The 11,141-nt window shown below is 48.0% G+C and carries 7 protein-coding genes and 1 pseudogene; 5 read left to right on the top strand and 3 right to left on the bottom strand.

Translation table 11 applies throughout. The features are described from left to right. From VIM87_RS19160 to VIM87_RS19150, 3 genes are all read left to right on the top strand, one after another. A partial coding sequence (locus VIM87_RS19160) for a TonB-dependent receptor domain-containing protein (protein WP_331998553.1) occupies window positions 1-1,237 on the top strand: 1,237 nt, incomplete at its 5' end. A 22-nt stretch (window positions 1,238-1,259) separates the two neighbouring features. Continuing rightward, window positions 1,260-2,786 carry a RagB/SusD family nutrient uptake outer membrane protein gene (locus VIM87_RS19155; protein ID WP_331998552.1) on the top strand — a complete coding sequence of 509 codons (1,527 nt, stop codon included), beginning with the start codon at window positions 1,260-1,262 and terminating at the stop codon, window positions 2,784-2,786. A gap of 28 nt (window positions 2,787-2,814) precedes the next feature. Continuing rightward, window positions 2,815-5,667 (top strand): sugar-binding domain-containing protein, encoded by a 2,853-nt coding sequence (locus tag VIM87_RS19150; protein ID WP_331998551.1) that lies wholly within the window; start codon window positions 2,815-2,817, stop codon window positions 5,665-5,667. Window positions 5,668-5,840: 173 nt separating this feature from the next. Here the strand turns inward: VIM87_RS19150 and VIM87_RS19145 are convergent, their stop codons facing one another. Together VIM87_RS19145 and VIM87_RS19140 are read right to left on the bottom strand one after the other, a co-directional pair. Beyond that, the gene (locus VIM87_RS19145; RefSeq protein WP_331998550.1) at window positions 5,841-6,737 is read right to left on the bottom strand and encodes an AraC family transcriptional regulator; all 897 of its coding nucleotides are present in this window, start codon (window positions 6,735-6,737) and stop codon (window positions 5,841-5,843) included. 362 nt (window positions 6,738-7,099) lie between these two features. Beyond that, entirely contained in the window at window positions 7,100-9,301 is a 2,202-nt protein-coding gene (locus tag VIM87_RS19140; protein WP_331998549.1) for a hypothetical protein, read from the bottom strand. A 291-nt stretch (window positions 9,302-9,592) separates the two neighbouring features. Between VIM87_RS19140 and VIM87_RS19135 the strand changes: the two genes are divergently transcribed. Continuing rightward, on the top strand, window positions 9,593-10,138 hold the full coding sequence (locus VIM87_RS19135; protein WP_331998548.1) for a ferritin-like domain-containing protein: 546 nt from the start codon (window positions 9,593-9,595) through the stop codon (window positions 10,136-10,138). Window positions 10,139-10,253: 115 nt separating this feature from the next. Here the strand turns inward: VIM87_RS19135 and VIM87_RS19130 are convergent, their stop codons facing one another. Next, window positions 10,254-10,472: a hypothetical protein gene (locus VIM87_RS19130; protein WP_331998547.1), complete on the bottom strand. Its 219-nt coding sequence runs from the start codon at window positions 10,470-10,472 to the stop codon at window positions 10,254-10,256. A 218-nt stretch (window positions 10,473-10,690) separates the two neighbouring features. On the opposite strand from VIM87_RS19130, the pseudogene VIM87_RS19125 reads away from it, so the two are divergent. Beyond that, a pseudogene (locus tag VIM87_RS19125) lies at window positions 10,691-11,141 on the top strand (hypothetical protein); the annotation flags it as partial.

Genomic DNA, 11,141 nt, shown 5'->3' with positions numbered 1-11,141 from the left:
GTTCTTTACGTCCCTGAACAATGTCATTTCACATTTAAAGTTAAGAGGCAGCTACGGAGTACTGGGTAACCAGGAGATCATGGACTATCAATACAGCGCAGCCGTTGCTTCCAATATTAATTACGTAACCGGCGCTGACCAGCAGAAATGGTTTGGCGCTATCCAAACTGCTTTCTCTTCCCCGAACATAAAATGGGAAAGCACCAAAACCACTAACATTGGACTGGACGCCGGTTTCCTCAAGGGCCGGCTGAGTATAGCGGCCGACTATTTCATTAAAAATACCGACGATGTATTGTTGAACGTACCCATTCCCGGTTCGGCCGGCTCCACCGCTAACCCGGTAGTGAATGCAGGCCGTTTAAGGAACAACGGCTTTGAGCTGGGATTCAACTATTCTGATCACGCAGGAGAGCTGAATTACAGTGTATTCGGCGCCTTTTCTAAAGTAAAAAATAAAGTGTTGGAGTTGGGCACAGGGTCGCAACAGATCTTTGGCGGACAGCCTACCCACCATGGCGCTTCCAGCACTTTAACAGAAGCAGGCGGCCCTATTACTGCATTTTATCTTATTAAGGCCGATGGCATCTTTAATTCACAGGCGGAGATTGATGCGTACAATAAGAACGGCACCCTGATACAGCCTAACGCTGCGCCGGGCGATATTAAATTCTTCGACGCTAACGGCGATGGACAGATCAATGATGAGGATAAAATATATGCCGGCAGTCCGTTCCCTTCTTTTGAATACGGGTTTGGCATCAACGCATCCTTCCGCAATTTTGACCTGAACGCTTATTTCCAGGGCACGCACGGGAACAAGATCTATAATGGCCTGCGCCAGGACCTGGAAAGCATGAGCCTTGAGTTCAACTACGCCAGCAGCACCCTCAATGCATGGACGCCGGAAAAGCATACCGACATGCCACGCGCAGTAACCAATGATCCGAACTTTAACGACCGTACCTCAACCCGCTTCCTGGAAAGCGGCTCTTACCTGCGCATGAAAACGCTGCAGATCGGGTACACCATCGGGGATGTATTAAAAAGCAAATTTAAGATCACTTCCCTGCGTGCTTATGTAAGCGCCGACAACCTTTTCACGGTAACCAGCTATAAAGGCTTTAACCCGGACATTGGCCGTACCGGCAGCATCTTTGACCGCGGCGTGGATTTTGGGCACGTGGCTTATCCCATTGCCCGCACGCTTTCTTTTGGATTGCAATTAACACTTTAGTCAACCAGAAATACCGACACGTATGAAAAATATTACTGTTCTTATAGCAGCCATGACGCTGATGCTGGCCTGCAAAAAAAGCACCCTGGAGCTGGTGAACCCGAACCAGATCACTTCAGAAACCTACTGGAAAACTGAAGCAGATGTGCAAAGCGCTTTTGCCGCCACCTACGGGCTGCTGCGCGATGTGAATGGCGGTTTCTGGGCCGTGCGGGGGATTGAGCTGGGCAATGGCCGGGGCGATGATTTCTTTATCCGTAATGATGTTGCCGCATTGTACCAGCTATCCACCTTTACCAATACACCGGATAACGGTACCCCCAATGACCTGTGGAACGTTTGTTACCGCGGCATTTTCCGCGCCAACCAGATCCTGGAAAATATTGATAAGGTAAGCGACCTGGCAGCCGATGCAAAAGCCTCCTATATAGCAGAAGCAAAGTTCCTGCGGGGCCTGAACTATTTTATACTGGTGATAAACTTCGGCGATGTACCCATTCACCTGAAAACGCCTGTTAGCAAGGATGATTATTTTGTAGCTAAATCACCGGAAGCTGATGTATGGAAACAGGCAAAACAGGATTTTACCGAAGCTGCTGCTGCTTTGCCGGTATCCTACCCTTCACAGTGGATTGGCCGGGCCACCAAAGGCGCTGCGCTGGCCTACCTGGGCAAGGCAAATTTATTTACCAAAGACTGGGCAGGTGCAGTGGCTACATTAACACAGCTTACCCAGGCGCCCTTCACCTACCAGCTGATGCCCAATTATGGCGATAACTTTATTGTTACAAAAGAGAACAATATTGAATCGGTATTTGAGATCCAGCTGGGCGATGTTGGCGGCACCAATCCATGGGCAGGGGAAAACGCAGCGCAGAGCCTGGGCGTTACCACCGCACAGGAATTTGCCCCCGCTGAAGTAGCCGGCTGGTTTGAGGTAAGCGCAACGGACAAGCTGTTCAACGAGTTCAAAAAAGAAAAGACCCTGGGCAATGATTTTGATCCGCGTATGTATGCCACATTAGTATGGGATTACCCCGGCGCTACCTTTTATAATAAACCGTTCAGCGCTTTTAAGCTCATCTTCGGCTATAGCACTTTAATTAAAAAATACCAGAACTATACGCAAAATGATGAGATCACAGGCGCCAGCGGCGCATCCAACTACACCTCCAGCAATAATGAGCGGGCGCTCCGGTATGACGATGTGCTGCTGATGCTGGCAGAAGCCGTAACCATGCAGGGCAAACCCGCCGAAGCTTACCCCTACGTGAAACAAATACGGGACAGGGCTAATTTAGCGCCGCTGGCGGCCGGCTTAAGCCAGGATCAGATGATGGCCGAGATCAGGCACCAGTGCATGCTTGAATTTGCCAGGGAAAACCACCGCTTTTATGACCTGAAAAGATGGGGCCTGCTGAAACAGGAGCTTACCAACAGCGATAAAGTAGGCAAACAATTTTATGTTGCAGGTAAACATGATTATTTTCCCATTCCGCAGGCGGAAATAAATTCCAACCCGCAAATGAAGCAGAACACAAACTGGTAAGTTATTTTTTATAAACCGTATTAATACCATGCAGAGAACAGCCACGTTGTTTTTTAGTACATACTTATTGTTTACATCCGTATGGATGGCCCGGGCGCAGCAGCCGCCGGGAAAAGCTGAAATAAACCTTTCCGGGAAATGGCGCTTTCAAACCGATTCCCTGGATGAAGGTGTTACGCAGAAATGGTATACCCGGGAACTGAAGGAAACCGTTACCCTGCCTGGTTCCATGACCACCAATAAAAAGGGGAATGACATAACGGTGAATACGCCCTGGACCGGCGGCATTGTAGATTCCACCTGGTTCCGGGATCCCGCATTCAATAAATACCGGGTACCGGGCCAGGTAAAAGTTCCGTTCTGGCTGCAGCCCGACAAATATTATAAAGGAGCGGCCTGGTACCAGCAAACCATTGACATACCTGCTTCCTGGAAGGGGCGGCACCTGGAGCTTTTCCTGGAACGCTGCCACTGGGAAACCAGCGTATGGGTAGATGATCAGTATGCAGGCATGCAAAACAGCCTGGCCACTGCGCACACCTATGATCTGTCGGCGCTGTTAACGCCCGGCAAACATAAGCTTAGCATCCGGGTAGATAACCGGGTAAAGGACATTGACCCGGGCGAGAATTCGCACAGCATATCAGACCATACGCAAACCAACTGGAACGGCATCATTGGCAAAATGGTGATCCGGGACAAACCCGCCGTTTACATCAGCGATGTGCAGCTGTTCCCGGATCTGAAAGCAAACAATGTAACCGCGCTGATAACAGTAAATAACATCAGTGGTAAACCGGCTGCAGCCAAAGTAACCCTACAGGCGCTGCCCGGCAAAGCGGCTACAGAAAAGCTGCAGCCCGTAATGGCGCAGGAGCAGGTAGATAAAACGACGGTGCTTAAAGTGGTGTACCCCATGGGGCAGCATCCTGCTTTATGGGATGAGTTCCACCCCAATGTGTACAGCATGAAAGTGGCGCTTACTTCCGATCAGCCGGGAACCGATGAAAGCCGTGTACTGTTTGGCATGCGGGAATTTGCCGCCAATGATACACAGTTCAGCATTAACGGGCGGCCTACTTTTTTACGCGGTACACTGGAATGTGCGGTGTTCCCCAAAACCGGTTACCCGCCTACGGATACTGCTGCCTGGATGCGTATTTTCAGGATCTGCAGATCATACGGATTAAACCATTTACGCTTTCACTCCTGGTGCCCGCCGGATGCCGCTTTTGAAGCAGCAGACCGTATGGGCTTTTACCTGCATATAGAATGCTCTTCCTGGGCTAACCAGGGTTCGGAGATCGGCAGCGGCAAACCGCTGGATGAATACATTTATGAAGAAAGCAGGAAGATCGTAAAAGCGTATGGCAACCATCCCTCTTTTTGCATACTGCTGTATGGAAATGAACCGGCTGGTAAACATCATACCCAGTACCTGACAAAATTTGTGGAATACTGGAAACAAAGGGATACCCGGCGGCTGTACTCCACCGGCGCAGGCTGGCCCATTATTTCCGAAAGTGATTTTAACAGCACCCCTGATCCCCGTATACAACGCTGGGGCGAAGGGTTGAAAAGTATTATTAACGGCCAGCCGCCGCGTACGGATTATGACTGGTCGGCTATGATAAAAAAGTGGCAGCATCCTACCGTAAGCCATGAAATTGGGCAATGGTGCGTATACCCTGATTTTAACGAGATCAAACAATACGACGGTGTGCTGAAAGCAAAGAACTTTGAGATCTTCCGGGATCAGCTGGAAAAGAACGGCATGGGAAAGCTGGCCCACGATTTCCTGTACGCTTCCGGTAAGCTGCAGGTATTATGTTATAAGGCCGATATTGAGGCAGCCCTGCGCACGCCCGGCTTCGGCGGTTTTCAGCTACTGGGATTGTATGATTTTCCGGGACAGGGCACCGCTTTGGTGGGTGTATTAAATCCTTTCTGGAAAGATAAGGGATACGTTACCGGGAAAGAATACCGCAGTTTTTGTAATGCTGTGGTGCCGCTGGTACGGCTGCCCAAAATGGTGTACCTGAATAATGAAAGCTTAAGCGTACCTGTAGAGATAGCGCAGTTTGGCCCTGCAGTGTTAACGAATACCACACCATCCTGGACTATCAGCAACAGCGCAGGTAAAGTGCTTTTTAAGGGCGTGCTGGATAAAAAAGATATTCCCTTTGGCAATGGCATTCAGCTGGGCCACATCAACGTGGCGCTGGATGCAGTGACCACGCCATCACGGCTTACCTTAGCCGTTAACGTTGCCGGTTACACGAATAGCTGGGATGTATTTGTGTACCCCGCTACCCTGCCGCAACCTGACCCACAGGTGCTGCTTACCCAACGGCTGGATCAAAAAGCCCTGGATGCGCTGGAAGCCGGCGGCAAAGTATTGCTGACCCTTAAACAGGGCGCCCTGAGGGCAGATAAAGGCGGCGATATCCCCATCGGGTTTTCCAGCATTTTCTGGAATACCGCCTGGACCCATCAGCAGCCACCGGTAAGCTTAGGTATTTTGTGCGATCCCGCACACCCTGCTTTTAAACAATTCCCTACACAGGGTTTCAGTAACTGGCAGTGGTGGGATGCTATGTCGCACTCCGGCGCCATTAAGCTGGATGAAGTGCAAAAAGGCCTGCAGCCTATTGTACGGGTAATTGATGATTGGGTAACCGCCCGGCCGCTGGGTCTTGTGTTTGAATGCAGGGTTGGAAAAGGCAAATTAATTGTTTCCGGCATTGACCTGCTGACCGACCAGGCAAAACGCCCGGAAGCCAGGCAGCTGTGCTATAGCTTACAGCAGTATATGAGCAGCAAAGCGTTTGGGCCCACAACGGAGGTGAGTGTTGCGCAAATAAGGGCACTCTACGAGTGATAATTATGAATTATTTAATTACGAATTACGAATTGGAATGCAGCGGATGAGGCCCTTGTGCCGGGTATGCATTATTGTTATAAACTATAAATTATAACTTATAATGAATGCATACTGTCATCAACAAAACATAATCCATTCGTAATTCGTAATTAAATAATTCGTAATTGAATCTAGCTCTTCTTATGCTGGTTCTTATAGAACGCCGGTGATTTACCCATGAGCTTTTTAAACAGCCGTGAAAAATAATATGGGTCCTGGAAGCCAAGCTCCGCGCAGATCTCCTTAATATTGCGGTCGCTGAAATATAAGTACTGGCACGACTTCTGGATCTTAAGCTGGCTGAAATACTGGTTGGGCGAGCTGCCCATTTTTGTTTTAAACAACCTGGAATATTGTGATACCGATAAGTGCTGCTGTTTGGCCAGCTGTTCCAGCGTTAACATGCGGCTCAGGTTCCTTTTCATAAAAGCAATGGAATCTGAGATCACATCATCCTCCTGGTACGAGGGGTTAATTTCCTTAAAATAGACGAACGAGGATATATAGTTAAACAGCTTGATGTTGGCGATCTCCAGCTGTTTTTCGTCGAAGCTGCTTTCCAGCATGGAAAAGATCTCCTCAAAATCCTGCATCCTTTTTTCATCATAAGGTATAGAAACCAGGCTGCTTTTGTCCTGGTAATACCGCGCCGTTAAATGGTCTGCCGCCTCCCCCATAAAATGTACCCAGTAAATGCTCCAGGGATCTTCCTGTGAGCTTTTGTAATGATGCGGCACCTGCCTGGGTATAATAAAAAATGTATTGGGCACCAGCTCAATGGTATTGCCCGGCAAATAAATGGTCCCCTTCCCTTCTATACAATACAGTAAAATGTACTGGTGGCAGCCGGCCTTGCGCTCCCGGTCATGGTTCACTGCATGCGGGTAAAAACCCATATCGGTCAGGTAAAAACGGTTGATGAGCGCATTCCGGAGCACAATCTTTTTTATGTTGGGAGGAAGCACGATCATTCGCTGACCAATAAACCCCTCTTTGATCTTTTTTGAAATGTTGCCAACACTGTTCATAACGTTTTATCTTCTGGCATGAGTAGAATCTTATACAATATCACTAATAAAAAAGAAACTTCAGCACGCTGATAACATTATCCATGATTGTGCTGAAATAGTCCATCCGGGAATTATTACCCTAAAGATAGCTATTAATGTGCCTGCCTGCGCAAACCGGCACTTCCCTTTTAAACATTATACCTGGCAGGGCATCCCCTTTTAAGTGTGAGCATACAACAGGTCTTACCGGCGTAATTTAAAAGTGAAGGTAAAGTCCATGCGGCGCTTGCATTCAGTTAAGCCACGGGTAATGCAGGCAAAGCCCTTTGCCGGTCAATTGTAGTGATGTTGTGTGAAGAGAAACACTGCCTGCAGCCTGGTTAGCTAATTACCACCTGCTGGTTGCCGGGCACTTTGTAGATGATAGCACCGTTTTCTGATAAGGAGCTGTTTAGCTTTTTTCCATTGCAGGTTACTGTTAATCCATCCGGGATGGATGCGTTATCTAAAGGCATAATGCGCATATCACAGCACAGGCGTTCATCGCCCATAGTCTTAAATGTAACAGCTGATCCGGAGCTGTTGAAATCCATGGTTGGATAATCAATGAATATGCTCAGCTGCATGTCCTTTTGTATATGATAGTGCCGTGGAACAAGCGCAAAGGGCAGGCCTGCCCCGTATACTTCCTGGCCAACGGTTCCGGATTGCTTCCATCCTTCCTGCAGGTCTTCCAGCGGAATCCACATATCAGGCGCTATTTCACCGGTCTTTACCTCTTTGGTCAATACTTCCCGCGGCAGCATTGGCGGATAATAATAGGCTGCACGGTATACGTAGTAGCGGATAAGCTCTGCCAGCAGCAGCCGCACAGATGGTGCTATCTGTTCAACATCTTCGCTCATTTGCAAAAAATCCAGCAGCGTGGAAACCACCTCTGTTTCTTCATATACCGCCGTATAAGGAGCCGTATTCAATGGAAACAATGCAAAAAAGGTAGGGTATGCCTTTGCATATCCGTAGTTACACTCCCATAACCATACGTGATTAAGAATATTGGCAATGCAGAGATAAGCAATGTTAAGAAAATCTTCCTCCCCGGTATGTTTGTATAGCTTGATAGCTGAATAAGCGGAAAAGGCGGTATTGTTTGCCTGGTATAAAAGCTTAAAGCCTTTGCCCTTCAGCGAGCGGATGGCAGTCATGGCCTCCTGCAGGTATTTTTCGTCGTTGGTATATTCCCAGGCCAGCAGCATTACTTTGGCGTAAATACCGGCAACATCCTGCTCACCTCCCTTTCCGGGTGCAGTTTCTCCTTTTACTACTTCGAGCGTGTCCATTTTATAGAACACCGGCCACCGGTAATTGAAATGGTGCGCTACCTTGATGGAAAAATCAAGTGAGGCTAACATGATCCCACGCAGCTCTTCGTGGCCCCGCTTTAACAGCCGCAACAAATTCATTAAAGGATGATGCAGGTACCAGCTGTCCATTACACCCGGTACCTTATGTTCTTCCTTCCGGTCAAGCCCGTCTGATACGGCCGGCAGCCAGCGCTGCAAGGTACCCACTTCAGGCTCGTAAAAATTCGGGATCCCCTCTGCTATCTCAGGAACGATCTGCATATGCCGCCCGCTCCATTCCTGGTAGTCTATCAGGGGCAGCAGCACGGCTAACTGTACCATTACTTCCGGGGGCGTTTTGTAGTCGCACACATAAGCGTTCAGATATGGTTTGCCATTTACCTGGGTCCAGGGGCCTGCGCTGTGCTCAAGATCATGCCATGATTTTTCCAGTATTTTAAGCCAGTTATGGTAGCGGGTAGCGGGTTTAGGTAAATGAAGATAAATGTCAGACAGCAGATCAATGAACTGTTTTGCCTTAACAGCTTCATCATCTGAAACCGTATTGTTCAGGGCAATAAAAAAGTCGCTTATAACATAAGCTCGTCCTTCCGCCAGGGGTTTACCGCTGGTTGTCGGAGGAAGCTGAAATCCGATCTCAGGCCAGCCGCCGCCAACGCTGTCCGCAACGCTGGTTTGAGTGGCTTCGCAATAGTCGCTTAGCGCCGTCAGGTTTTGCAGATATAATACAGAACCGGAAGAAGGTTCTTTAACGCCAAAGTACACCAGGCCGGAACGGGCGCTGAACTGAGTTACATATACCTCTCCTTCAGCACAGCCCTTTGTGCCGCTTGCTTTCAGAGGAATAATGTCGCGCGGCGAAGCATGCAGATGAAGAGGGATTGCCGGCGTGAAGCTGGTAGTGCAACGGAAGCACCGGTCGTTATCCGGGTAAAAATTCAGCGCTACTGTAAAGTCACCGGAGGCGGATCTCAGGTCAAAGGTAACTGCATCATCGGTTTTATTTGTTTTCTGTAATGCAATTTCATCCAGTGGTGCATATACCGCTCTGAATGCAATACGTGCGCCGCCCTTCCACTGAACCTGTATCCAGAGGGTTTCCCGTATGCAGAAAACGCTAAACGTGTAATGGTCTCCTTCTCTTTGATAGATCTCTTTGTAACCGGAATGACTAAAAATTTCAAGAGCTGCAACAGTCCAGGGTGAAATAAACTCCATAACTATAATGATTACAATTACCTCCCCTACTTTTATGCCATACATTTAAAAGCAGACCTATATTCGTTCTACTGCTGAAAAGTTATTGAACCATCATGGGGTTAAGAACAATGCGGTGATTCAAACCTGTTACATTTTGTACACATTTACGCTTGTAATTCCACGCCGGGCACAACTACAGCGCGTTTACGCTTACTCCTGCCAGCAGCCGGGAATATTATTTGTGGCAGGTAGTGTTTTAATCAGGGCTATCTTATCTGATTTCAATTATTCACCTAAAACAATCTTAAAATGCAAACACGAACGGAAACAGCTGACACCCTAACGGAAACAGCTATTGACAACAAGCTGCAGGAATTTTTTGTAACCATGCTGCGTGAAATTTACTGGGCAGAACAAAACCTGGTAACGGTTCTTTCCACGATGGCCGCTGCAGCCACCGGGAAAAGCCTTCAGGAAGCCTTTGGAACCCACCGGATGCAAACCGAAAACCATGTAAAAATGGTGGAACAGGTTTTTGAGCTGATGGGGATAGCGCCCCAGGCAGAGCACTGTATTGGATTACAGGGGCTTTTTGATGAAGGTTGGAAGGTAATAGATCAAACAGAGGAAGGTACTGCGCAACGGGATGTAGCACTGATCATTGCAGCCCAGAAAGTTGAACACTACGAAATTGCCTGTTATGGCAGCCTTGCAACGCTGGCTACTACCATGGGGCAGATGGAGATCGCAAAGCTGCTTAGAAAAGTGTTATCCCAGGAAAAAGAGACGGATGCGTTACTCACTATTATTGCGGAAGGTAAGACCAATGCCCAGGCAAGTGAAGAAGCTGTTTAACCACGCAATCACTTTTAATGCCGGAAAGGTAAGCGGCTAAAACTACAAAGCTCCGGTTCTATTAACCGGAGCTTTGCAAATATCAGACAGGGGATCTTCACCCCCGACCCGTATGTTATTCCTCGTCAATTTTTTCAGCTGTTGATTTATCTGCCCCTTCTTCCTGATCATTATCATCCATCACTTGTCCTACTTTTTTAACAATAGATGAAACAGGGCCTTCCATGTGTTCCTGCGGCTCAGCTCCCGTTGTTCCGGGATCTGGTTTCAGGTTAGAATCCTGGGGTTTTCCCTTAAGATCTTTTTCTTTTTCCTTGGGATCATACTGTGCCATAACAAATAGTTTTTGGTCCGTAATCATGGGTAACAAAATCATGCCAACAAGCTTAGGCCGGTTACAAACCCCTGGCTTTCTGAATGGTGTGGAGGTTCATCCATATTTTCACTTCCAGGTGTACAGGGTACGCAACAGGCCGGTATAGGTTAATTTTGGTAAAGCATCTGCCAAAAGACAATAAGCCCTGCTGATAATTAATGGTTAAGTTAGTGTTTATGCAAAATTTAATGCCGGCCATCCCGCTTAGCGGAAAATATATAATTAAAACCTATGTCACCAGCCTGCTTTGCCTGGTAATATTCGCCACAGCAAAAGCGCAAACACCTGCAAACAAAGTATTCACCAGGGCAGACACATTACGGGGCAGCATTACCCCGGAACGCGCCTGGTGGGACCTTATACGATATGATATTACCGTTAAGCCGGACTATGAAAGTAAAACGATCAGCGGCTCCAATACCATCACCTATAAGGTGGTAAGCGATAATCACAAACGCATGATGCAAATAGACCTGCAGGAGCCCCTGGTGATCGACAGCATCTTATTTAACCATTCAGGCAGGCTTCATTTCACCAAAGAAGGCAATGCCTGGCATGTAGCGGTTCCTGAACAGAAAAAAGCTACGGAAGGGAACGTAACTGTTTATTACCATGGGCAGGTAAGGG

Origin of the sequence: Chitinophaga sp., from assembly GCF_036569125.1 — a bacterium.
Lineage (GTDB): Bacteria > Bacteroidota > Bacteroidia > Chitinophagales > Chitinophagaceae > Chitinophaga.
This window is presented reverse-complemented; position numbering and strand designations above follow the sequence as displayed.

Excerpts from the sequence above, each read along its gene's own strand:
- VIM87_RS19155 (WP_331998552.1), top strand. The coding sequence starts at position 1,260 with ATGAAAAATATTACTGTTCTTATAGCAGCCATGACGCTGATGCTGGCC.
- VIM87_RS19150 (WP_331998551.1), top strand. The coding sequence starts at position 2,815 with ATGCAGAGAACAGCCACGTTGTTTTTTAGTACATACTTATTGTTTACA.
- VIM87_RS19145 (WP_331998550.1), bottom strand. The coding sequence starts at position 6,737 with ATGAACAGTGTTGGCAACATTTCAAAAAAGATCAAAGAGGGGTTTATT.
- VIM87_RS19140 (WP_331998549.1), bottom strand. The coding sequence starts at position 9,301 with ATGGAGTTTATTTCACCCTGGACTGTTGCAGCTCTTGAAATTTTTAGT.
- VIM87_RS19135 (WP_331998548.1), top strand. The coding sequence starts at position 9,593 with ATGCAAACACGAACGGAAACAGCTGACACCCTAACGGAAACAGCTATT.
- VIM87_RS19130 (WP_331998547.1), bottom strand. The coding sequence starts at position 10,472 with ATGGCACAGTATGATCCCAAGGAAAAAGAAAAAGATCTTAAGGGAAAA.